This is a genomic window from Streptococcus sp. STR1/CE/0325, assembly GCF_055386095.1.
Genome location: NZ_AP045018.1, coordinates 717881 through 740498, shown reverse-complemented (window position 1 = coordinate 740498; position 22618 = coordinate 717881). Strand labels below are relative to the sequence as shown.

Here is a 22618-nt window from a genome sequence, read left to right as displayed (position 1 = left end):
ACAAATCCTCCATTTATTTTTACATGTTATATGATAACCTAAAAACCCACTCGGGTCAAGTATTTTACAGCGCTTTATGGATTTTTCTTGAAAATATCAAAGGTTAACTCATCCTTTGCTAAATCAAGGCTAGTCGCTTTTAAATAAATTCCTTCTTTATTATCTAATTGGTCGAATCTTAGGACAATCGTTGAACTGCTCGGTTTAATCTGAACCATCTTAGGCAGATCGTAACTGCTCTTGACATACTTGAGAACTTCAGAAACAGGAAGAGGCAAGGTCCCTACTGAAAATGAGGTCACTGTTAGTTGGACATTCCCATCTCCTAGACGATTCGGTTCAAAGTAAAGGTAAAGAGGCACATCATAGCCCAGCAACGTATAAGTCCCTTCAAATAAGATAGCCCGTGAGGTCGCATAAATCTGATAGGTCGCCCCCTTACTTTGATAACTTTTTAAGAAAGCCGCAACAGTCTGATTGAGCTGTTCTTTATTAGTGGTAAAACTACCGACCTTGATATCTGTTTTGGTGTTTCTGGTCGTTTGTTTGGTCTGGGTCTCTCTTGGCTGGATCATTCGGCTTGCAATCACACCCCAAAAAGCGAGATTAACTGCAAGAAGGATGAGAAAAGCCCATTTCCAGCTATTACTTTTTCTTCCATTGGTTCTTGGTTTCATTGATTTTCTCCATGACGGCATCACTCATAATCTGATAACCGATATTATTAGGATGGAAATGATCACCTGAAAAAAGGGCATCATTGATAACTGTAGTCTGCTCACCATCGCTTTGCACGATTCCTTCTTGTCCGTCCACGCCCTTATACAAGCGGTCGTTGATGGGCACAAAATAAACCCCATCATATTCCTTGGTAACACTTTCTGTTGCGTCATTCCAAGTCTCAACCACATCCTGCATCTCAGTCAAATCTGGAAAATTTAAATAAAAAGGATTATAGATGCCTAGGATATAAATCGGCAGATTGGGATTATCCTTTCGAGCGAGCTCGATAATCTGACGCAGGCGCTTTTGATAAGCCTTTCGTGGCTCGGTAAACGAGGACAAAGATAAATCAGATAGATTTTTACGAATGACAGCCAAAACATCATTCCCCCCAACCGTTAGGGTCATGAAATCCGCCTGTTTTAAGGCCTTTTGAATGGTCGTTTTTTCTTTCATCCGTGTCAAAATCTGTTGACTGGTATTGCCTGACACACCAAAATTAGAAAACGTGACTTTGTTATCTCCTTTGTCCTCAAGGCTAGATTGAACCAAAGGAACAAAACCACCTTGATTAGTGGAATCCCCTACCCCTTGGGTCAAGGAATCGCCGATTGCCACATAATGAAGTGTCTGGCTTTTTTTCTGTAAAAAATCCTGCTTGGTCAACTGGGGATTGGACTTAGGGATAAGTACAGAAAAGAGGACACTCGCTAAAATCAGGATCAGAATAAAGACAAGTGAGTCCTTGAGCCAGCTCTTAAGCATAGCGCACCATCACCGCAAAGGCATCTTCCCCAGTATGAGTCTGAATGATAGACCCCGTCTCAAGCACCGTAATCTCCTGTTCTAGCAAAGGCTGTAAGGTCTCTTTCATCTGGCGAGCTAAAGTGGAAGCACCCGCATAGGAAATGCCGATTTCAGCTATCTCCTTGCCCGATAGATCTGCTACCAAACCATCTAGCCACTTGGTAAAGGTCTTGTTCCCCCTGCCTTTGACAATAGGATTAAGCTCCGAATCCTTGAGTTCCATAATGACCTTGATATTTAATAGCGAACTCAAAAAACCAGTCACTCGCCCAATGCGTCCCCCTTTGGTCAGATTTTCCAAAGTAGAAATGCCGATATAAAGGCGAGTCTTTTCCTTGACTTCCTCCACTCGGCTAAGAATAGCCTCCATGCTAGCACCAGTCTTGGCTAGTCTCGCGGCTTCCACCACTTGAAATGCCAGTGCTTGATCGGTAAAGGTCGAGTCTAAGACCGTCACAGGAGCTTCTGCAATCAAAGCCCCCTGACGAGAAGCCTCGGCTGTCCCAGACAGGCTTCTTGTGATATGGATGGCTAGGATATCAGTTGCTCCTTCTTGCACCAAACCTTCATAGGTTTCTGCAAACAAACCGACCGAAGGTTGGCTGGTCTTTGGCAAGTCTTTACTATTTCTCATCAGCTCAAGAAACTTACCTTCTTCTTTTAAATCATTATCTGAATAAACCACCCCATCAACTGTCACCGAGAGAGGAACCACTGTAATTCCTAGTTCTTCTACTAAGTGCGATGGGATCGTTACTGACGAATCCGTCACAATTTTAATCATAAGTTCTATCCTACTTTATTTTTTGTGCTTTCTATTATATCAGATTTAACCTTATTTTAGAAATCATTTTTCAACCTAAGCAGCCTCTCATAAGACCATCAGTTACTTTTCTATTCTCTAATCCTTGTTCAACAATGCTCTCGCCTGCACCCGAGCGGCTTCTGTCACGTCTTGACCTGCCAACATCTTGGCAATCTCTTCTACGCGCTCTTCTGGCTCTAGCAGACGCACCAAGGAAACCGTCGAAGAGGCGTTGCTTCTTTTTTCTATAAAAAACTGATAGTCCGCAATCGCAATCACCTGTGGAAGATGAGAGATAGCGAGCACCTGACCGTGTTGCCCGATTTTATAGATTTTTTGAGCAATCGCCTGTGCCACTCGCCCAGACACGCCTGTATCCACCTCGTCAAAGACGATACTGGTCTTGTCTTCCTTTCTAGAAAAGGCGGACTTGATGGCCAGCATCAAGCGGGACAATTCCCCACCCGAAGCCACCTTAACCAAGGGTTTAAAGCCTTCTCCAGGGTTGGTTGAAATGTAGAATTCCACCGTTTCATTGCCCTCACGGCTAAATTTGCCCTTGGTGAATTGGACTTGAAAATCAGCCTTTTCCATATAAAGCTCAGTCAATTCCTGCTTGATTTCCTGCTCCAATAATTGAGCCAACTGATGACGTTTCTCGCTTAGCTGGACGCTGGCTTCTAGCAATTCTTTCTCCAAACGTTTGAGCTCTGCTTCCATATCCTCATCTGAGAGGTCACTACCGGTCAGCTCATTGTACTCGGCTAAAATGGTTTGATAGTAAGCCAAAACATCGCTGACATCTTCCCCGTATTTTTTGGTAATGCCATAGATGATGTCCAGCCGCTCCTCAATCTCTGCTAGACGATCCCCATCAAAGGAAAGGCTGTCCATCCGGTCTGCAAGGCGCTGGGTGATGTCCTCTAAAGCATAGTAAGTCTCACTCAACTGGGCACTCAAGCGCTCTAGGTCCTCATCTTCTTGCTCCTCTAATTCATTAAGGGCGGAGCGGATATTACCAAGGCTAGAGAAATCCTCGTCATCCAAGAAATGATAGGCACGGCTCAGACTCTCAGCCAATTCCTTATCTGTCAAGAGTTTATCACGTTCTTGATTGAGGATTTTATCCTCATCCATCTGCAAGTCCACCGCTTCAATCTCAGCCAGCTGATCTGACAAGCGTTCAATCCTTGCCTTGTGTTCCAAAGCATTCTTACGCTTGGTGACCACCCGCCTTCTCAGAGATTTATAGGCATCAAAAACGGTTTGATAATGCGCTTTGGACTTTTGAAAGGCTTCATCACCAAAAGCATCCAACATGCTGATGTGGCGCTTAGGTTTCATCAGTTCTTCTTGATCATGTTGACCATGGATATCAACCAAAAACTGCCCCACCTGACGCAGGAGACTGAGATTGACCATTTGCCCATTGATACGGCTGATGCTTCTACCATTGGCAAAAATCTCCCTGCGAATAATCAGCTCATCACTGCTATCAATACCATTTTCCTCCAAGACCTGAATCAAATCAGGGTGCTTATCCACAGAGAAAAAACCTTGAATCTCAGCCTTGGGTGCTCCATGACGAATGACCTCAACACTCGCACGCGCTCCCAGCATCATATTCATCGCATCAATAATAATCGACTTCCCTGCTCCAGTCTCTCCGGTCAGCACGGTCATGCCATTTTCAAAATTTAAAGAAATCTCCTCAATAATGGCGAAATTTTTAATGGAAATATCTAATAACATGGTATCCTCTTCTGCTTATTTTAATGTGGTATTGGCTTCTTCCACCACTTGAGAAATCCTCGTTTCGCTCACTAAGCTAGGCTCCTTAGTTTTTTCTAAAAGCAACAAAAACTCAATATTACCGTGTCCACCTTGGATGGGAGAAAAATCCAGATGCTTGACACTAAAGCCTAGTTCTTCCGAACGCTTGCAAACCTTTTGGATCGCCGCTTGATGGACCTTGGGATCTTTTATGATACCGTTTTTCCCAACGTGTTCACGACCTGCTTCAAATTGAGGCTTGATGAGAGCCACCACCTGACCTTGGTCAGCTAACAGCTCATACAAGGGCGGCAAAATCAAATCCAACGAGATAAAACTCACATCAATAGAGGCAAAGGTGGGCTGGCCTTGTGTGAAATCTTCTGCCTTGGCATAGCGGAAATTGTACTGTTCCATACTGATGACTCTAGGATCTTGACGCAATTTCCAAACCAACTGATTGGTCCCGACATCAACGGCATAGACCAGCTTTGCCCCATTTTGCAAGAGTACATCGGTAAAGCCACCTGTTGAAGCACCAATATCTAGCGCAATTTGCTCCTCTACCGAGAGGTTAAAGACACTTAGCGCTTTTTCGAGCTTCAAGCCACCACGACTCACATACTTCAGTTTCTCCCCTTTGAGTTTGAGTTCGGTGCTGCTGTCGATTTTTTCACCCGGCTTATCATAACGGTGACCATCCAAAACCGCCACCACTAAGCCTGCCATCACACCGCGTTTGGCTTGTTCTCGTGTGTCAAAGAGTCCTTGTTGGTAGGCAAGGACATCCACTCGTTCTTTAGGCATCTAGTCTCAACCTTTCTAAAAGCGCCTGAATCTCTTGACCGTCAAAGGACGTTTGAAGCGTCAAACCCTGCAATAGGGCTTGTGCCTTGTTCAAACTATTCTCTAGGAAAACATAGGACTGGTCCAATCCAAGGAGACGAGGGTAGGTGGATTTTTCCACAGCCTCATCCTTGTTAGGGGTCTTACCTAGACTATCAAAATCTGCGGTCACATCCAAAATGTCATCCCTGATTTGAAAGGCAAGACCGACCCACTCCCCGATTTGACGACATAAGTCCACGACTGCTGCTTTTTTTTGCGCCATCAAGGCCGCTGCGACAAAAGGAAAGGTCAAAAGACAGCCTGTCTTATGGGCATGAATCTGACGCAAATCCTCTAGTGAAATAGCTTTACCCTCGCTCATCATATCTAAGCTCTGCCCAAGAACCATCCCACGACCGCCGGAAGCTTTTGACAGTTCCTTAATCAAAGACAAGCGCACGCTTTCAGGCAATTCAAGCTCCGCAAGAAAACCAAAAGGGTCAAGAAAAAGCGCATCTCCAGCCAAGATAGCGGTCGCTTCATCAAATTGCTTATGGTTGGTCGCACGCCCTCGCCTAAAATCATCATTGTCCATAGCAGGCAGATCGTCGTGGATAAGGCTGCCTGTGTGAATCATCTCCAGACAAGCCGCCACTTGATAGTGTGCTTCTCTAAGCGCCATACCAAAACCTTTGGTCATCTCAAGACACAGCAAGGGACGAATGCGCTTGCCACCTGCTGTGATGGAGTAGCGCACCGCCTCATTTAATCGATTTTTCTCCGGATAGTAGCCCAAAAGGGTCGCTTCTAATTGTTCTTTCATCCCAAATCATCCATTTCTAGGCTGCTACCATCTGCTTGCATGACCTTGACCAATGTTTTTTCTGCTTCTTGCAAGGTTTTTTGGAGTTCTTTTGACAGCAACATGCCTTTTTGAAATTCAGACAAGGCCTCCTCCAAAGGCACATCACCATTCTCCAACTTGCTCACAATAGCTTCTAGGGTTTCTAACCCTTCTTCAAAACTCTGTTTTTTTGACATGTTTTACCTCAACTTCTATTTGTCCATCTTTTAAAACCACCGTCAGCTGGTCGCCTTTTTTGACGTCTTGGGTCGAACTCACCAGATGATCATCTGCCTTGATATAAGCGTAACCGCGCTCGATAATCCGATGCATATCCAAGGACAAGAGAGCCTCTTGTGCCTTTTCTAGACGTGCCATTTTACGGTCATAGAGATTTTCCATTTGACTGTTTAAAAGGCGCTCGAGATGGCTGATGCGCTCTTGATTTCTCCCCACTCTAGCTGCGACATCTAAGGAAAGCAGACGACCCACCAACTGATGATGGGCTTCTTTTGCCCTAGTCAAGCGCTTTTGCCCTAATTCTGACAGATTAGTCGTCAGAACATCCACTTTCTGGAGGGCTGGTTCATATAAACGAGCTGGCTGGCGAAACATCACCGACTGACTCAGCATACTCAAATGTTCATCTGCTCGATTCAAGAGTTTTTCCATAGCTCGATAAGCCCTTTGATTTCGGTCTAACAACCAAACTAAGAGATCTTGCTTGGTGACTGGAGTGACCAGTTCCGCAGCAGCTGTTGGGGTCGCTGCCCGCTTATCTGCTACAAAATCCGCCAAGGTGGTATCCGTCTCATGCCCAACGCTAGAAATAACTGGCAGCTTAGAGGCGAAAATCGCCTCCACCACCGCCTCTTCGTTAAAAGCCCAAAGGTCTTCAATCGAACCGCCCCCCCGACCGACAATCAGGGCATCCACCTCTTTATGCTCGTTAGCTCGCTCGATTTGAGCAACAATCTCCTCACTGGCTCCTTGTCCCTGCACCTTAGCTGGAAATAAGAGAATCTCCACTCCTGGAAAACGCCTAGCGATGGTGGTGGCAATATCTCTGATAACGGCTCCGCTAGGACTGGTCACCACACCTACTTTTTTCACAAAGCGTGGCAGAGCTTGCTTGTGCTTGGCATCAAAATAGCCCGCCTCAGACAATTTTTTCTTGAGTTGTTCAAATTGCAAGGCCAAGGCCCCTTGACCATCTGGCTCTAACTTTTCAATAATCAAGGAATAGCTACCGTTTGGCTCATAGAGTTGGACACGACCAATCGCATTGACCTTGAGCCCTTCTTCAAGCTCAAAGCCCAGCTGACGATAAACACCAGACCAAATCGTGGCTTGAATCACCGCCTTTTCATCCTTGAGGGAAAAATACTGATGGCTCGGCCGTTTTCTAAAATTGGAGACCTGACCCGTCACATAAACACGTTCCAAATAAGGATCACGGTCAAATTTCATCTTCAGATAACTGGTCAAAGTGGCTACCGATAAGTAATCTGACATCGCCATCTCCTTTCTTTGTATCCTCTATTATATCAAATTATCCTAAAAAAGGGGAGCTGGACCCATTGCCCGCTCCCTCGTCTTCTAGGATATTAGGATATGACCGAACGCTCAGCCGCCTGATAGGTCTGCTCTAGAAGCATGGTGATGGTCATAGGGCCCACACCACCAGGTACTGGAGTGATGAGACTAGCCACTTCTTCGACCTCATCAAAAGCCACATCACCGATGATTTTTCCAGCATCTGTACGATTGATCCCCACATCAATCACCACAGCTCCCTCCTTAACGTAGTCCTTGGTGATGAAGTGACCTTGTCCAATCGCAATCACCAAAATATCCGCTGTCTTAGTGACCTCTTTGAGATTCTCGGTCTTAGAATGGGCAATGGTTACCGTAGCTTCTCTAGCAAGAAGGAGCTGGGCCATAGGCTTTCCAACGATATTGCTACTTCCCACCACAACAGCTCGTTTTCCTGAAATCGCTACGTCATAGGCATCTAGCATAGCGATGACACCAGCGGGCGTACACGGTAACATCAAGGGATGGCCTGTCCAGAGAAGCCCCATGTTCATAGGATGAAAACCATCTACGTCCTTTTTAGGATCGATAGCTAAAAGAATGGCCTCTTCATCAATATGAGGAGGAAGAGGAAGCTGCACCAAAATACCGTGATAGCGACTGTTTTGATTATAAGCCTCTACCTGTGCTAGCAACTCCTCTTGCGAAATGGTCTCAGGCAAACGTACCACCTCACTATGAAAACCAGCAGCAAGAGCTGCTCGCTCTTTATTGCGCACATAAACTTGACTGGCTGGATCCTCACCCACCAACAAGACCACAAGACCAGGGACCACACCCGTCGTCTCCTCTAGGACTTGAACCTTCTTTGCCAATTCCTCTTGCATGCGTTTTGCTAAAGCCTTACCATCAATCATTTTAGACATGTTTTTCTTTTTCCTTTCCTAACGAAAAAAGGCACCCCAAAAAGGTGCTCTTTTTAATAAAGCAAATCGTAAATCTCCATTGCAATCAAATCAATGCTGTCAAAGGTATACGTTTCACGCGCCGCTACGTCACGAAGCGTAAAAACTGGGCCATTTTCAGGATCGTTGCTAAAGGAAACTTCTGCCACCACGACACCTTCGCGCTCAAAATGGCGCTTTAGGTTGCTACCGTCAGTTGCCATCAATTCCAAACGATTGATAATTCGAACTAAGTGTGATTCCATTTCGTTTCTCCTCTTTTTCTTATCGTCTTTATTTTACCACATTCATCCGAGAAAAACGACCAAAATCTCACTTTTTCATGAAATTTTTCTGTTTTTGCTCATTCGCACGCCCTGTTACCGTGTAGAAAATCCTCTTAGTTGTTTTTCTTTTGATGAAATGATAAAATATCTATTAAACTATCGTTTATATTATTCGCCTTTACTTTTCGTTACACTAAAGGTAAAAAATCGAGAGCCACTATGCAAACCACCTTAGAACAAATCAGCGAACGCATTAGACAATTACGCATCAAACAAGGTCTCACGCAGCAAGAATTGGCAGAAAAAACCGATCTTAGCGTCCCTTATATCAGCCAAATCGAAAACAATCATCGCAACATCTCCCTTGAAACACTCCTCAAGATGACACAGGCTTTGAACACGCCACTGAGTGACTTTTTTCTTCCCTTTTCCTCCGTGACGCCAAACGAGCTGACCGATTTAATCTTAGAGTTGCAAAAAATTCAACCATCTAAAGAACTTCTCCAACATATCCTAGCTATTATCCGCCTCTCACGGGATAACTAGACTTGCCACAGCCTGAAAAGGCTGTTTTTTTCGTCAATCAAGGTCAAACTTTTTACTTGCATTCTTGCCAAATCCTGCTATAATAAGGTCTATATATTTGACTATTACTGACTTTTTAGCCAGTAAACAGTATAGAAAGAGGTAAGGCAAATGTTATGTCAAAATTGTCAATTAAATGAAGCCGGTATTCACCTCTATGTGACGGTGAATGGGCAGAACCAGCAGCTTGACCTCTGCCAACGCTGCTACCAAATCATGAAATCCAATCCTTCCCTTCGTAATGAAAGCCAAAGAAATCCACTGGAGGACTTCTTCAATGATTTGAGCCAATTCAGAGCCTTTAATGCGGAGGCTAATCAAAGAGAGCAGGCTAAGAAGCAACAACAAATACCGCCTCAACCACCAAAACAGGGCGGTCTCTTGGCTGAATTTGGCATCAATATCACAGAGCAGGCTAGACAAGGTAAAATTGATCCCGTGATTGGTCGGGACAAGGAGATTATCCGTGTCATCGAAATTTTGAATCGCAGAACCAAAAACAACCCTGTCCTCATCGGTGAGCCTGGTGTCGGAAAAACAGCCGTTGTTGAAGGTTTAGCTCAAAAAATCGTCGATGGCAGCGTCCCTCAAAAACTGCAAAATAAAGAAGTGATTCGCCTTGATGTCGTGAGTTTGGTGCAGGGCACTGGTATTCGTGGACAGTTTGAAGAACGCATGCAAGAGTTGATGAAAGAGATTGAGGAACGCGATGATGTAATCCTTTTCATTGACGAAATCCACGAAATCGTAGGGGCGGGCTCGGCAGGAGATGGCAATATGGATGCTGGAAATATCCTCAAGCCAGCCCTTGCTCGTGGGGAGTTTCAACTGGTTGGTGCAACCACTCTGAAAGAGTACCGTATCATCGAAAAAGATGCCGCATTGGAACGCCGCATGCAGCCTGTCAAGGTCGATGAACCAAGCGTTGAAGAAACCATTACCATCCTACGTGGCATTCAGCCTAAATATCAGGACTACCATCATGTGACCTATACAGATGAAGCCATTGAGGCAGCAGCCACCCTCTCCAACCGCTACATTCAAGATCGTTTCTTGCCAGATAAAGCCATTGACCTCCTTGACGAAGCAGGGTCTAAGATGAATCTCACACTCAATCTCATTGATCCAAAAGAAATTGATCGACGCTTGATTGAGGCAGAAAACCTCAAGGCCCAAGCCACTCGTGAGGAAAATTACGAACGTGCTGCCTACTACCGTGATCAAATCACCCAATACAAGGATATGCAGGCCAATCAAAATCAGCACATTGATTTTCCTGTGATCACGGCAAAACACATTCAAAAAATCATCGAAGAAAGAACGCAAATTCCAGTCGGAGACTTAAAAGAAAAAGAACAGTCTCAACTCATCAATCTTGCTCATGATTTGAAACAACACGTCATCGGTCAAGACGAGGCAGTAGATAAGATTGCAAAAGCCATCCGCAGAAACCGTGTTGGACTAGGCAGTCCAAATCGCCCTATCGGTAGTTTTCTCTTTGTCGGACCGACCGGCGTTGGAAAAACAGAACTAGCCAAACAGCTGACGACAGAACTTTTCGGCTCTCCTGAACGCAGCATGATTCGCTTTGATATGAGCGAGTACATGGAAAAACACGCCGTGGCAAAACTCATCGGCGCACCTCCTGGCTATGTGGGCTACGACGAAGCCGGGCAACTCACCGAGCAAGTGAGACGCAATCCCTACTCCTTGATTTTGCTGGACGAGGTCGAAAAAGCCCATCCTGATGTGCTGCACATGTTTCTACAAGTCCTTGATGATGGTCGCCTCACCGATGGCCAAGGACGGACCGTGAGCTTTAAGGATACCATTATCATCATGACTTCTAATGCCGGAACAGGTAAGGTGGAGGCTTCGGTCGGATTTGCAGCAACCAAAGAAAACAAACAACACTCTGTTTTGGGGCAATTAGACCAATTCTTCAGTCCAGAATTTATGAACCGTTTTGATGGGATCATCGAATTTTCTGCTCTCAAAAAAGACCATCTTTTGACCATTGTTGATCTCATGCTAGAGGAGGTTAAAAAACGCCTCTCTAGCCGACAAATCAACCTCACCATCACCCCAGAAGTGAAGGATAAATTGGTCGAGTTGGGCTATAATCCAAAAATGGGTGCTAGACCCTTGCGCAGAACCATTCAAGATCATATCGAAGACACCCTAACCGACTACTATCTCGAACACCCAGAACAGTCAAGGCTCCTAGCAACCCTAAATGATGATGGCAAAATCATCGTAACCGCAAATGAAAATGCAGTGGTCAAAACCGTCTAAAGCCTTTAAACGAGAGCCAGACGATTGTCTGACTCTCATTTTTTGTGCTTCTTCCACAAGAAAATCATTAAATTCTCAAAGTTTGTTCTTTTCCATTGTCCGATTGGTGCGGATATGCTAAAATATAACCAACGGTCAGCCGTTTTGCTTGCCATATCCTTTCATCTCAACATTGGATGCAAGCATTTCTATAGCGCGACCTCAAAACCTTGCTGAAACAAAGAAAGAGGAAAAATCACATGACATATCCCACTTTTGGAGAGAAAAAAGACGGCGTGACCTACACCCCTCGTTACGGGGTTTATGCCATTATCCCAAATCAGACCCGCGATCAGATTATCCTAGTCCAAGCGCCCAACGGCTCTTGGTTTTTACCCGGCGGAGAAATCGAAGCTGGCGAAGACAAACTTAGCGCTCTTGCGCGTGAACTCGTTGAGGAACTAGGGTTCACCGCAACGATTGGGCAATATTACGGACAAGCCGACGAGTACTTTTACTCCAGTCACCGTGATCAATATTTCTACAATCCCGCCTACCTTTACGAAGTCACTGCTTTTGAGGCTATCGGTCAACCGCTGGAGGATTTTAACCATTTGGCTTGGTTTTCCATTGACGAAGCCCTCCAAAAACTCAAACGTGGCAGCCACCAATGGGGAGTAAAAGCTTGGCAAAAATCACATCAATAACTAAAATTTATCCCATTTTATGGTATAATAAACGTGAAGATATTATCGATATAGAAAGGATTTGCCATGCGACTTATCAATACCACCAGTAGCCACCGTGAGTTGGTCAGCAACCAGCTCAATCACACCGATGCCCAATTGGTTGAGGTCTATTCGGCTGGAAACACCGATGTCATCTTTACCAAGGCACCTAAGCACTATGAACTGCTCATCTCAAACAAATACCGTGCCATCAAGGACACCGAGATTGAAACCATCCGCGAGTTCTTTTTAAAACGTAAAATTAATAAAAACATTGCTCGCTTTGACCAAATCAAAACCATTCACAGCAAACACTTGATTGAGATGTCTATTCCAATCGTTGAAGAGTAAAAATATCCCAACCCTCTCATTTATAGCAAAAAAATGAACTTGAGTGTTTCACTCAAGTTCATTTTTCTTATTCAAATCCTTCTGCAAGGGCATCCTTGAAGTGTTCTTCCAAGATACTTGCGCAGTGATCGCAGACAAAGGCATGGTAAGGGCGTTCTTTGGTCGTTGGATCTAGACGACGGCAACGATCACAAACTTCTCCTTTGGCACGCTCTACAACAAAGGCAACGTCATCAAAGCGAATGGCGCCTTCTGGTGCTGGTTCATCAAGAACGGTTAATTGCGAAACGATGAGGAGTTGGGCAATGTCGCTATCAAGCGCTGCTAGAAGAGTTTTCACCTCTTGGCTTGCATAGACGCTCAAGTGAGCTTCTAGGGATTTTCCGATGCGTTTTTCATTTCTAGCTTCTTCCAAAGCCTTTTGTGCCTTGCTTCTAAAGTCTAGGAAAGCGTTCCATTCTTCTAGAATACTGTCTTGACCAGCAAAGGTTTCGACCATTGGCATTTCACTCAACTGAACAAAGGCTTCAGGCTCACTGAGGTAAGACCAGATTTCCTCTGCTGTATGTGGCAAGATTGGGGTTAAGAGTTTGGTGATTTTCACCAAGATGTCATAAAAGACTGTTTGCATCTGACGACGAGCGAGAGCATCTGCTGCTTCGATATAAACCACATCCTTGGCAAAATCCAAGTAGAAGGCAGACAAATCAACCGTCACAAAGTTGACCACCGCCTTATAAATCGCCATAAAGTCATAGTTATCGTAGGCTTCTCGGATTGTTGCCACCAACTGATTAAAGCGGATGGTCATGTACTTATCTACAGGACGCAAATCTTCATAAGCTACTCGGTCTGTTTCTGGATTAAAATCTGATGTATTAGCTAAGAGGAAACGAAGGGTGTTTCTAATCTTGCGATAGGTTTCTGATACCTGACCTAAGATTTCCATGGAAACCCGAACATCATTGTCCGTATCCACTGACGTTACCCAAAGACGGAGGATTTCAGCCCCGTATTGTTTAGCCACATCATTTGGTGAGATGATATTGCCTTTTGATTTAGACATTTTCTCACCCTTGCCATCTAAAACGAAACCTTGAGACAAGACTGCCTTATAAGGTGCAATGCCATTGACCGCTACAGAAGTGATGAGTGAAGAGTTAAACCAACCACGGTACTGGTCGCTACCTTCCAGATAAAGGTCAGCTGGGTAATCAAGGTCTGGACGAGTTTTCATCACACCATTCCATGAAGAGCCAGAGTCAAACCAAACGTCCATGATATCCGTTTCTTTGGTGAAGTGACCATTTGGCGATCCTGGATGCGTAAAGCCTTTCGGCAATAAATCCTTGGCATCACGTTCCCACCAGATGATAGAGCCATGCTCCTCAAAGAGATCAGCCACATGATCAGTCACTTCCTTGCTCATAATAGCGGTACCGTCTTCGGCATAGAAAATCGGTAGCGGCACACCCCAAGCACGCTGACGTGAAATTACCCAGTCACCGCGGTCGCGGATCATATTGTAAAGGCGAGTATGACCCCATGAAGGGTAGAAGGTGGTCTTATCGATTTGATCTAAGATTTCCTCACGGAATTGTGACACAGAAGCAAACCACTGTGGAACCGCTCTCCAGATGATTGGCTTTTTCGTCCGCCAGTCAAATGGATAGGAGTGAGAGATTTCTTCTTGCGCTAAGAGCAACTCACCCAATTTTTCAATGACAACAGATGTGACTTTTTCGTAGAATTGTCCTGCAAAGTCAGGGCCTGCTTCCTCGGTCATCATACCACGCTCATCCACTGTCACGACGACGTCAACGCCATTGGCAACACCAACATTGTAGTCATCCTCACCAAATCCTGGTGCCGTGTGGACAATCCCTGTTCCTGAATCCGTTGTGACATGGTCACCAAGGACAACCAACTCATCCACTTCTTCATCCCAAGGGTGCTCAGTCACAATATGATTGAGGTCACTGCCCTTGTAAGTGGCTAGGACTTCCACATCTTCCCAACCAAATTTTTGAGATAGGCTGGTTAATAATTCACTAGCAATGACAAACTGACGTGTTTCATCTTTTGGACGCACCAAGACATAGTCAATATCAGCACCGACCGTCAAAGCGCGAGAGGCTGTCACTGTAAATGGTGTCGTCGTCCAAACCACGAGATAAGTGTCGGTATCCAAAACGCCCTTACCATCCTTGACACGGTTAGCATAGTAAAGTGATGTCGAAACCAAATCATGGTACTCGATTTCTGCTTCTGCAAGAGCAGACTCTGATGACCAAGACCAATAAACCGGCTTAGCACCACGATAGATATAGCCCTTATCAGCCATAGCACCAAAAACACGAACCTGTGCAGCTTCAAAATCAGGTGTCAATGTCACATAAGGATTTTCCCAATCTGCAGCGATACCCAAGCGTTTGAAATCCTCACGTTGCTTGTCCACCTGACTCAGCGCATAATCCCGGCACATCTTGAGGTAGTCTGACAAATTAATTTCTTTACGTTTGACCCCTTGTTTGGCCAACATCTGCTCGATTGGAAGACCATGTGTGTCCCAACCTGGGACAAAAGGTGCCCGAAAGCCCATCATAGACTTAGAGCGGGTGATGATGTCTTTTGAAATCTTATTTAGCGCATGACCAAGATGGATGTTTCCGTTGGCATAGGGAGGGCCATCGTGTAAGAAAAAGGTCGGTTTATCAGCATTCAATTCTTGACGTTTTTGATAAATCGCCTCTTCCTGCCAACCTTTTTGCCATTCTGGCTCTTTGTTTGGTAAACCTGCCCGCATTGGGAAGGCTGTTTTTCCGAGATTTAGCGTTTCTTTTAATTTCATTTCTTACCTCCTCTTCATAAACAAAAAAACTTTCGTCAAAAGGACGAAAGTTCGTGGTACCACCTTAATTTAGACACTAGCTCAGCTAGCATCCCTCCTTGGTTAGTAACGTTAACCAAACGTTTCACCCTACTCTTGTTCAGATGAAAATGATGACAAAAGGATAATCGTCATCTAAGGGATTACAAGTCTTCCACCACCACCTGCTCGCTGGAAATATTAGATAACCATCGTGTTTTTGTTATTCATGAATATTCAATTTAAATGTTTGGGTGTAATCCAAAGGGTCGCTGACCTCTTCTTCAACGGTTTCTGCGACAACCTCTTCAGAAAAATCTGGCAGATCCAACTGTTGCGTCATCTCTAACTGTTGGTTACCTTCTTGCATCCGTCTTTGCAATTCTTCCATTTCTTCTGCGGAAAATTGACGTGTGGCATCCAAGGAATTTTCATCCGTTGCTACAGGCACATCTTCATTAAGGACTTTTTCCACGACCTCTTTAAAGGCGGAATCGGAATTTTGCAGATAAACAGCTGTCGGCTGAAGGAGCTCGCTCCACTCAGGCGACATAATCAAACTATGCTGCGCCTCAATAGCTGCCAATAAACGCTGGTGAAAGACACGGCTCTGACGCTTGAGATTCTCCGTTTCAATAGCAATCCCTTTGGCATCATCCGTCGCTTCACGAATAAGGTTATTGGCCTTAATCTTGGCTTCTTCAATCAAACGATCGGCTTGATTATGCGCGCCATTGATGATATTTTGTGCTTCATTTTTGGCAGAAAGTTTCACCTTGTCGGCTGTCTCTTGAGCCAACATCACAGATTGACCCAAGGATTCTTTCATGTCATCGAAATAAGCCAATTTATCTTCCAAGGAACGGATGCGATTGTCTTTTTCTTGGCTGATGCGCAACAATTCTTCGTAATCTTCAATCAAAAGATCCAAAAACTCATTGACTTCATCTTCGCTATAACCACGAAATTTTACACGGAATGTCTTTTCTTTAATATCAAGTGGTGTCAGTGCCATAGGCTCTCCTTAATCTTTTATTAACTTATGAATGTTCAACTTATATTTTCCCTTCTTGGTGCTCCCAAGATTCTCCGTCAGTTGAAAACGTCCGTAGCCGCGTACACTCACTAAATCATTCTGATTGAGCTCAATAAATGCTTTAGATGCTTCACGGTAATTGACAAAAATACGACCTTGATCAATTAACCCAGCCACCTTACTGCGTGATAAACCAAGAACAGCAGATAAAACGCTATCAAGACGCAGACTGCTCGCTAAGACGACTGCCTCTTCTCCCTGACTTTGGTTTTCTAATTTTTGATCAAAAGAAAGCTCCTCAAACGTCACTGGTGCTCGTCCAATTTTATCTAAATGATTCACCAGATAAGTAAACCATTTGCGATCCAAAAAGAGCTGTGCTCGTCCTTTTTGAACTAAAATATCTCCAAAAATGGAACGTTCTACCCCAAGTTGATTGAGCAGCGCTCCTAAGATTTGCCGATGTTCCAGCTGATAAAACTTATTGGGATACTGAATCTCTAATAACATGATTTCAAAATCCCTCTCATCATAGGAATAATAAGGCGGCACAATCAGAACTCTCGCATACTCCATCTCTGACAGAGACGTTGAAACCAGATACTCTTGTCCCAGATAGTCTAGGACTGAACTAGCCACTGAAATTTGTCTAGGATTCAAAAAAGCCGTCAGCTGAGGAATATAAGTTTCCTGCGCTTTTTGAGACAAATCGTTCATGCGATCAATCAGCTCTTCCTCACCAGAGTCAAAATGCTGATAAAGCTTCAAAGGTCTTGACATTATTTTACCACAAATTACTTAAAAAACGACTAAATAAATCTAACAGAAAAATAATAAGGACAATCGAAAAATCAAAGCCTGCAAATCTCAAATTCAAGCGCTCAAAGGGACGAACAATCGGATAAACAATCCATGTCAAAAACCGTCCAATCCTTGTCTGATAGGCTCCTGGAAACCAAGACATAAACGCATATAGGATGAGAAGGAGCGAATAAAGACGAATAATACGCAGGGTAATGTAAATGAGTAATCCCGTCATATTAACGTCTCTTCATGTCAAAATCAAAGGACATGTCTGCACCGCTATTTGGGAAATTCAAATCATCCACATCCACAATGACCGAAGAAGGGGTCAACAGATACATGGATGATCCGACTTTTTGAAGTTTTCCTGACAAAACCTCACTAGCCCCATCAATGAAGTCCAAGCAACGGCGTGCTTGAGCTTCTAACATGTTTTGAAAATCCATCAAAACACATTCATTTTGATTAAGGAGGGCAACAATTTCCTTAGCATCCTCATATTTCTTAGGGTATTTAATCGCAATCGTCACACTCCCCTGCTGTGGAGAGAAAGATTTTCTCTCTTGATTTTGTGAATTCATCGTTTGCCTCACTTGTTGTTTTGCTTCTATTGTTTGATGAGTAGCTTCTTGTTTCGGTAACGAAGCTCTCCTTTGCTCCTGATCTTTAGGGGATGAAGGCGTGTTTACCGAAGCCTCTTCGACTTCACTGAGTTCATCCGTCTCCAGATAGGAAAGCACTTTATCAAATGTATTTTTAAAAAATCCCATAGTTTCCTCACTCGTCAAAGAAGGCTCGACCAACTCTAACAAAGGTCGCTCCATGTTCGATAGCAATCTCAAAGTCACCACTCATCCCCATGCTCAACTGATCAAAGGGCATCCGAGGATAATGCAGCGCTTGTAAATCTTTCTGAAGCTGCTGTGTTTGTTTGAACAAATCATGAAGTTCAGACGGACTTGCTTCCAAAGGGGCCATAGTCATCAAACCAACCAAGACAATGTTTTTTAAATCTCTCATGGATGCAACTGCATCCATAACCTCTTCCTTACGAAAGCCATGCTTGGTTACCTCACCCGATACATTAACCTGTAAAAAACACTGAATGGGGTGCTCTGCACGTTTATCGATTTCCTTGGCTAATTTCAGCGAATCAAGCGCATGAAAATAATCCACCTTGTTGATGACATCCTTGACCTTGCGTGTTTGTAAGGTTCCTATGAGATGCCAAGTCAAGTTTTTATCCTTTAAAAGGGCTTGACGCTCTAGAAGCTGGTCCACACGATTTTCACCGATATGCTCCAAACCCAGATCCATGAGTTGACCTGCTGTTTCAACATCCACGGACTTAGTCACAGCAATCACATAGACATCATCTTTGCGATTGGCCTTCTTTTTGGCATGCTCAACCTGATCTAAAATCTTATTTCGGTGTTCAACTAAACTCATTTTAACGGTTCTTAAAGAATGGTGGTGTTTCTAGTTCGTCATCACCATCGAAACTATTTTGTTGGAAACTAGACATGCTCAATTGACTATCAAGTTGACCTTCTGTTGGACGGGTAATGGTTTCATTTTTCAAATCCCAATTTCCAAAAGCAGAAGTCTCTTGCTGGGTGCTCGTTTGTTGCACGCTCTGTTGACCAGGCATTTCATGATTTTCCGCCATGTCAAAATTAGCTTGACGTCTTTCAAAACTAGAAGCAGACACAGGTGTGCTAGACTCCGTTGTTCGATTTGCACCTAAGTTCCCACTTGGTTGAGAGAGGATACGTTGTTTTGGTTGTGCGCTTGCAAAAGGATTAGTCTCTTTTCCTACTCCTGTTGCAACAACGGTCACACGAATCTCGTCTTTCATATCCATATCAATAGCGGTACCAAGCCAGATGTTGACTCCCTTACCAGCTGCTTGACTGACGATTTCTGAAGCTTCTTCTGCTTCAGTCAAGGTCATATCCATGCCACCTGTCACATTGACGATAACATCCTCAGCACCATCAATGGTCGTCTCAAGTAGCGGAGAGTAGATTGCCTTACGTGCTGCTTCCACAATACGCTCTTCACCACTACCGATACCAATACCCATGAGGGCATTACCTTTATTTGCCATCACAGTTTTCACATCCGCAAAGTCAAGGTTAATCAACCCTGGGCTTGTAATCAAGTCGGTGATCCCTTGAACACCTTGACGAAGGACATTATCGGCTTCGCTAAGCGCTTCTAGAAGAGGGGTTTTCTTATCTACGATTTCAAGCAAATTATTGTTAGAAATAATCAACAAGGTATCCACTTGCTCTCTGAGCTCAGAAATCCCTTCGATGGCAAAATTGCCCCGTTTATTTCCTTCAAAACCAAATGGTCGAGTGACCACGGCAACTGTGAGAGCTCCAAGGCTCTTGGCGATACGAGCAATCACTGGAGCAGCTCCTGTACCAGAGCCTCCTCCCATACCAGCTGTGATAAAGACCATATCAGCCCCATTAAGCGCTTCTGTCAAGACTTCTTCGCTTTCTTCGGCAGCTTTTTTACCTACTTCAGGCTGACCTCCAGCACCAAGACCACGCGTCAACTTAGGGCCTAACTGAATTACAGTCTCAGCCTTAGATGAGCTAAGGGCTTGAATATCAGTGTTTGCAGCGATAAACTCAACACCTGCTACACCTTCATCAATCATTCGGTTAATGGCATTGCCACCGCCACCACCAACTCCAATTACTTTAATAACTGCACCTTGTACCGATGCTGCATCAAATGAAAATGTCATTGTTCTTTTTCCTCTTTTCACTAATCAAATAAACTACCAAAGACACCGCGAACCCGATCTGTCAATTTTGGTTTTGGCTCTTTCGGTTCTTGTGGTGTTTCTACTACTGTTTCGACCGTCTCAACTTCAACCGTTTCTGGCTGTCTTATGCTTTCCGTTCTTGGAAATTCCTGAACAGGAACGCTAAAACTTGGTTGCACTTGAGGACGATCCGGTTTACGTCTTAATAATTCCTCGCCAAAGACAGCTCCTTGAGCCAAGACATCAACGTCGGTCATCATACCCACATACTCTACCAAGCTAATCACATTGGCAAACATCGGGTTTCTAATCCCCACTTGGTTAGGCACATGCAACTTCACATTGGTCTTAAAAATCTCTCTGGCTAACTCCACCACGCCAGGCATAATAGCTCCTCCGCCGATGAGGATGATGCCTCCAGGGAGGTCTAAGAGACGACCACGTTCTAAATCTTGCTTGATTCGCTCCAAAATATGACGAACACGCGCTGAAATAATCTCTGAAAGGTAACGTTCACTCACCTCAACAGGCTCAGTCTTTCCGACCACTTGAACTTGAACAGTTTCCTCTTCACTCGTACTTGTAATATCCGCACTTCCAAAATTAAATTTCAAAGCCTCAGCCACTTTCATGGATGTTTTCAAGACTTTTGAAATATCTTTGGTGACGTATTCTCCACCTTCTGGGTAAATATTGGTGTACTGCAACTCTTGCGCGCGCATAGAGGCAACAGTTGATTGACCTGCTCCCAAATCAATCACCGTAGCACCAAACTCACGTTCGCCTTCATTAAGGACAGCCTTGGTCATTGCAAGCGGGGAAATCACGATATTTTCGACCTTGATGCCTGCTCGCTCAACCGTTTTTCTTAAATTATGTAAAATCGTGCTAGGACCAGTGTAAAGTAACCCTCTCATCTCAAGGCGAATGCCCATCATACCCCTAGGATCTCTAATGCCTTGAAAACCATCCACAATGAACTCTTCAGGAACCAGAGAAATCACCTCACGTTCTGGCGTGATACTCTTTGTCAGAGCAGAACGCACCACACTATCAACGTCTTCGTCCTTGATTTCTTTTGATTCGCTTGGGACTGGAATCATGCCTTGAGTTGGCTCAATCTGAAGCAAATTAGCTGGTAAACCAACGTTGACACGGTCAATGGTAATCCCTGATTTTTCTTCTGCTTGCTCAACAGCTGCCTTAATCGCCAGCGCTGCGGCTTCAATATCGACAATAATGCCGTCTTTTACCCCTTCACTAGGGACATTGCTCACACCGATGACGTTCATCTCACCTTTGATGAATTCTGCAACCAAGACTTTTATCGAGTTTGTTCCAATATCTAATCCTGTAAAAAAGCCATTTCTAGCCATTCTCCATTCCTCTAACTTTCCAATCTTACTAGTCTTTGCTATCTAAAAATAGAACTATTCGCATGCTATTATAACATAAAAACGCGTCAAATGCCTAACATTTTACGCGTTTTGTAAGAGAAACTTAAAATTCCTTTCCTCACTCTATTCAGAAGCAGAAGTCGAGGTGCTTTCTTCTGAATCAGAACTAGAAGAGGTGGTTTCATCCGTTTCATTCTGTTGTGTTTGCGTCTTTTCTTCGCTTTTCTTTTCCTTACTTGCTTCTTTCAAGCTGCTTTCCAAGTCAGACGATGTGGTATAAATTCCAACTTCCATATCAACAATGGAAGGCTCACTCAAGTTTTTCTTAATTTCCTCATAGTAAGGCAGTTTGGCGCTTAATTCTGACAAGGGAACGCGCACGCTATTGCCATCATAAAACTCAACCAAAAGCAAGTCCTTGGTAGCTTTAGTTGGAGATAAGGAAATCGCTCGGATTTGCTTGGTGAGCTTAGGGCTTAAAGATTTCAAGGACTGAATCAAGGATTTCATCATCGTTTTATCGGTTAAAGAAACACTGATATAGCCTTCTGTTATCTGTTTTTCTTGGTTGTCATTGACGACAACCCCATTATCCAAAATTGGTCGATACCCTGACTTGGTTGACTGATAAGCAAAAATCTGGTGTTCTTTGACCTTAACCTCAAAATGATTGAAAAAACGATAGTCCATTGTCGCTTCAGAAATCCAAGGGTTGCGCGCCACCAGACCATTTTCATAACGTTTATGGTGAAAAATCAAATCCGTAATGTAATCGGTCGGCTTCACCGCTAAATCCGTTATAATAGCTGCTTGCGTTGCTTGTTCTTGACCTGACACTTGAATGTCTTTTGCTTTACTGTAAGGGCTAAGGTAAAAAGCAGAAACGAGGAGGATTAAACTTGCCAAAACGACAATCGGCCGTGAACGTCGTTTGGCCTTTGCAACCTCTGTCAAGAGTTTCTTTTGAACAGGTACCTTTGATCTCTTTGTTTTTTTGGGTTTTTTGACTTTTTTAGGCTTGGCTTTTTTTTCTTTGTCCTCTAATTGCGTTTCTTTCTCAACTTCTTCAAAAACTTCACCTCTAGCCTCGGCTTGACGTTTTTTGAGTTCACGTTCTTTTTCTTTGGTGATTTTTGCATCACGTTCTTTTTTTTTCTTCAAGAACTCAATGTTGCGCTTTTGCCATTCGGTTAAAGCCTTTGGTTGACTTTTTTTCTCTTTATCTTCTTGTTCTTTTGCCAT

Annotated in this window: 21 protein-coding genes and 3 pseudogenes; 4 read left to right on the top strand and 20 right to left on the bottom strand. The window is 44.0% G+C overall.

The annotated features are described in order from the left end of the window. Positions 1 to 74: 74 nt before the first annotated feature. The 10 genes from ACZ49W_RS03670 to ACZ49W_RS03625 form a co-directional block, all read right to left on the bottom strand. Positions 75 to 677 carry a YpmS family protein gene (locus ACZ49W_RS03670; RefSeq protein ID WP_464813980.1) on the bottom strand — a complete coding sequence of 201 codons (603 nt, stop codon included), beginning with the start codon at positions 675 to 677 and terminating at the stop codon, positions 75 to 77. Beyond that, positions 646 to 1488, bottom strand: coding sequence for an SGNH/GDSL hydrolase family protein (locus tag ACZ49W_RS03665; protein WP_464813979.1), 843 nt, complete (start codon positions 1486 to 1488; stop codon positions 646 to 648). The genes ACZ49W_RS03670 and ACZ49W_RS03665 overlap by 32 nt, the downstream gene beginning before the upstream one ends. Then, positions 1481 to 2314: a DegV family protein gene (locus ACZ49W_RS03660; RefSeq protein ID WP_464813978.1), complete on the bottom strand. Its 834-nt coding sequence runs from the start codon at positions 2312 to 2314 to the stop codon at positions 1481 to 1483. Before ACZ49W_RS03660 ends, ACZ49W_RS03665 begins: the two co-directional genes overlap by 8 nt. A gap of 117 nt (positions 2315 to 2431) precedes the next feature. Next, complete coding sequence (gene recN, locus ACZ49W_RS03655) at positions 2432 to 4087, bottom strand: DNA repair protein RecN (RefSeq protein WP_464813977.1); 1656 nt, start codon at positions 4085 to 4087, stop codon at positions 2432 to 2434. Between the two features lie 15 nt (positions 4088 to 4102). Further along, entirely contained in the window at positions 4103 to 4915 is an 813-nt protein-coding gene (locus ACZ49W_RS03650; RefSeq protein ID WP_464813976.1) for a TlyA family RNA methyltransferase, read from the bottom strand. Continuing rightward, entirely contained in the window at positions 4908 to 5759 is an 852-nt protein-coding gene (locus tag ACZ49W_RS03645) for a polyprenyl synthetase family protein (RefSeq protein WP_464813975.1), read from the bottom strand. The genes ACZ49W_RS03650 and ACZ49W_RS03645 overlap by 8 nt, the downstream gene beginning before the upstream one ends. Then, a complete protein-coding gene (locus ACZ49W_RS03640) occupies positions 5756 to 5977 on the bottom strand; it encodes an exodeoxyribonuclease VII small subunit (protein WP_464813974.1) in 222 nt (73 codons plus the stop codon). The genes ACZ49W_RS03645 and ACZ49W_RS03640 overlap by 4 nt, the downstream gene beginning before the upstream one ends. Then, positions 5955 to 7295, bottom strand: a complete 1341-nt coding sequence (gene xseA, locus ACZ49W_RS03635) for an exodeoxyribonuclease VII large subunit (RefSeq protein ID WP_464813973.1) — start codon at positions 7293 to 7295, stop codon at positions 5955 to 5957. Before xseA ends, ACZ49W_RS03640 begins: the two co-directional genes overlap by 23 nt. A 92-nt stretch (positions 7296 to 7387) precedes the next feature. Continuing rightward, positions 7388 to 8242 (bottom strand): bifunctional methylenetetrahydrofolate dehydrogenase/methenyltetrahydrofolate cyclohydrolase, encoded by an 855-nt coding sequence (locus ACZ49W_RS03630; RefSeq protein ID WP_464813972.1) that lies wholly within the window; start codon positions 8240 to 8242, stop codon positions 7388 to 7390. A 53-nt stretch (positions 8243 to 8295) separates the two neighbouring features. Continuing rightward, positions 8296 to 8526 (bottom strand): DUF1797 family protein, encoded by a 231-nt coding sequence (locus ACZ49W_RS03625; RefSeq protein ID WP_464813971.1) that lies wholly within the window; start codon positions 8524 to 8526, stop codon positions 8296 to 8298. 240 nt (positions 8527 to 8766) lie between these two features. Here ACZ49W_RS03625 and ACZ49W_RS03620 point away from each other — a divergent pair, with 240 nt between their 5' ends. From ACZ49W_RS03620 to ACZ49W_RS03605, 4 genes and pseudogenes are all read left to right on the top strand, one after another. Further along, positions 8767 to 9093, top strand: a complete 327-nt coding sequence (locus tag ACZ49W_RS03620) for a helix-turn-helix domain-containing protein (RefSeq protein WP_464813970.1) — start codon at positions 8767 to 8769, stop codon at positions 9091 to 9093. 150 nt (positions 9094 to 9243) lie between these two features. Continuing rightward, positions 9244 to 11341 (top strand): annotated as a pseudogene (locus tag ACZ49W_RS03615) (ATP-dependent Clp protease ATP-binding subunit); the annotation flags it as partial. Between the two features lie 325 nt (positions 11342 to 11666). Then, on the top strand, positions 11667 to 12113 hold the full coding sequence (locus ACZ49W_RS03610; protein ID WP_464813969.1) for an NUDIX hydrolase: 447 nt from the start codon (positions 11667 to 11669) through the stop codon (positions 12111 to 12113). A 66-nt stretch (positions 12114 to 12179) separates the two neighbouring features. Then, on the top strand, positions 12180 to 12485 hold the full coding sequence (locus tag ACZ49W_RS03605) for a DUF1827 family protein (protein ID WP_464813968.1): 306 nt from the start codon (positions 12180 to 12182) through the stop codon (positions 12483 to 12485). A 67-nt stretch (positions 12486 to 12552) separates the two neighbouring features. On the opposite strand, the gene ileS is transcribed toward ACZ49W_RS03605, so the two are convergent. The 10 genes and pseudogenes from ileS to ACZ49W_RS03555 form a co-directional block, all read right to left on the bottom strand. Further along, a complete protein-coding gene (gene ileS / locus ACZ49W_RS03600) occupies positions 12553 to 15336 on the bottom strand; it encodes an isoleucine--tRNA ligase (RefSeq protein ID WP_464813967.1) in 2784 nt (927 codons plus the stop codon). Between the two features lie 241 nt (positions 15337 to 15577). After that, entirely contained in the window at positions 15578 to 16369 is a 792-nt protein-coding gene (locus tag ACZ49W_RS03595; RefSeq protein WP_464813966.1) for a DivIVA domain-containing protein, read from the bottom strand. 9 nt (positions 16370 to 16378) lie between these two features. Next, a complete protein-coding gene (locus tag ACZ49W_RS03590) occupies positions 16379 to 17170 on the bottom strand; it encodes a YlmH family RNA-binding protein (protein WP_464813965.1) in 792 nt (263 codons plus the stop codon). Between the two features lie 4 nt (positions 17171 to 17174). Then, entirely contained in the window at positions 17175 to 17429 is a 255-nt protein-coding gene (locus ACZ49W_RS03585; RefSeq protein ID WP_464813964.1) for a YggT family protein, read from the bottom strand. A gap of 1 nt (position 17430) precedes the next feature. Then, a complete protein-coding gene (locus ACZ49W_RS03580) occupies positions 17431 to 17964 on the bottom strand; it encodes a cell division protein SepF (RefSeq protein ID WP_464813963.1) in 534 nt (177 codons plus the stop codon). Positions 17965 to 17971: 7 nt separating this feature from the next. After that, positions 17972 to 18643 (bottom strand): YggS family pyridoxal phosphate-dependent enzyme, encoded by a 672-nt coding sequence (locus ACZ49W_RS03575; protein ID WP_464813962.1) that lies wholly within the window; start codon positions 18641 to 18643, stop codon positions 17972 to 17974. A 1-nt stretch (position 18644) separates the two neighbouring features. Beyond that, positions 18645 to 19958, bottom strand: a complete 1314-nt coding sequence (gene ftsZ, locus ACZ49W_RS03570; protein WP_464813961.1) for a cell division protein FtsZ — start codon at positions 19956 to 19958, stop codon at positions 18645 to 18647. 20 nt (positions 19959 to 19978) lie between these two features. After that, positions 19979 to 20167 (bottom strand): annotated as a pseudogene (locus ACZ49W_RS03565) (cell division protein FtsA C-terminal domain-containing protein); the annotation flags it as partial. A gap of 3 nt (positions 20168 to 20170) precedes the next feature. Beyond that, positions 20171 to 21355, bottom strand: a pseudogene (gene ftsA / locus ACZ49W_RS03560) (cell division protein FtsA); the annotation flags it as partial. 144 nt (positions 21356 to 21499) lie between these two features. Continuing rightward, a complete protein-coding gene (locus tag ACZ49W_RS03555) occupies positions 21500 to 22618 on the bottom strand; it encodes a cell division protein FtsQ/DivIB (RefSeq protein ID WP_464813960.1) in 1119 nt (372 codons plus the stop codon).

Coding starts and splice junctions, on each gene's coding strand:
- ACZ49W_RS03595 (WP_464813966.1), bottom strand. CDS start 16,369: ATGGCACTGACACCACTTGATATTAAAGAAAAGACATTCCGTGTAAAA.
- ACZ49W_RS03580 (WP_464813963.1), bottom strand. CDS start 17,964: ATGGGATTTTTTAAAAATACATTTGATAAAGTGCTTTCCTATCTGGAG.
- ACZ49W_RS03665 (WP_464813979.1), bottom strand. CDS start 1,488: ATGCTTAAGAGCTGGCTCAAGGACTCACTTGTCTTTATTCTGATCCTG.
- ftsZ (WP_464813961.1), bottom strand. CDS start 19,958: ATGACATTTTCATTTGATGCAGCATCGGTACAAGGTGCAGTTATTAAA.
- ACZ49W_RS03625 (WP_464813971.1), bottom strand. CDS start 8,526: ATGGAATCACACTTAGTTCGAATTATCAATCGTTTGGAATTGATGGCA.
- ACZ49W_RS03605 (WP_464813968.1), top strand. CDS start 12,180: ATGCGACTTATCAATACCACCAGTAGCCACCGTGAGTTGGTCAGCAAC.
- ACZ49W_RS03650 (WP_464813976.1), bottom strand. CDS start 4,915: ATGCCTAAAGAACGAGTGGATGTCCTTGCCTACCAACAAGGACTCTTT.
- recN (WP_464813977.1), bottom strand. CDS start 4,087: ATGTTATTAGATATTTCCATTAAAAATTTCGCCATTATTGAGGAGATT.
- ACZ49W_RS03590 (WP_464813965.1), bottom strand. CDS start 17,170: ATGTCAAGACCTTTGAAGCTTTATCAGCATTTTGACTCTGGTGAGGAA.
- ACZ49W_RS03640 (WP_464813974.1), bottom strand. CDS start 5,977: ATGTCAAAAAAACAGAGTTTTGAAGAAGGGTTAGAAACCCTAGAAGCT.
- ACZ49W_RS03610 (WP_464813969.1), top strand. CDS start 11,667: ATGACATATCCCACTTTTGGAGAGAAAAAAGACGGCGTGACCTACACC.
- ACZ49W_RS03645 (WP_464813975.1), bottom strand. CDS start 5,759: ATGAAAGAACAATTAGAAGCGACCCTTTTGGGCTACTATCCGGAGAAA.
- ACZ49W_RS03575 (WP_464813962.1), bottom strand. CDS start 18,643: ATGAGTTTAGTTGAACACCGAAATAAGATTTTAGATCAGGTTGAGCAT.
- ACZ49W_RS03670 (WP_464813980.1), bottom strand. CDS start 677: ATGAAACCAAGAACCAATGGAAGAAAAAGTAATAGCTGGAAATGGGCT.
- ACZ49W_RS03555 (WP_464813960.1), bottom strand. CDS start 22,618: ATGGCAAAAGAACAAGAAGATAAAGAGAAAAAAAGTCAACCAAAGGCT.
- ACZ49W_RS03585 (WP_464813964.1), bottom strand. CDS start 17,429: ATGACGGGATTACTCATTTACATTACCCTGCGTATTATTCGTCTTTAT.
- ACZ49W_RS03660 (WP_464813978.1), bottom strand. CDS start 2,314: ATGATTAAAATTGTGACGGATTCGTCAGTAACGATCCCATCGCACTTA.
- ileS (WP_464813967.1), bottom strand. CDS start 15,336: ATGAAATTAAAAGAAACGCTAAATCTCGGAAAAACAGCCTTCCCAATG.
- ACZ49W_RS03620 (WP_464813970.1), top strand. CDS start 8,767: ATGCAAACCACCTTAGAACAAATCAGCGAACGCATTAGACAATTACGC.
- ACZ49W_RS03630 (WP_464813972.1), bottom strand. CDS start 8,242: ATGTCTAAAATGATTGATGGTAAGGCTTTAGCAAAACGCATGCAAGAG.
- xseA (WP_464813973.1), bottom strand. CDS start 7,295: ATGTCAGATTACTTATCGGTAGCCACTTTGACCAGTTATCTGAAGATG.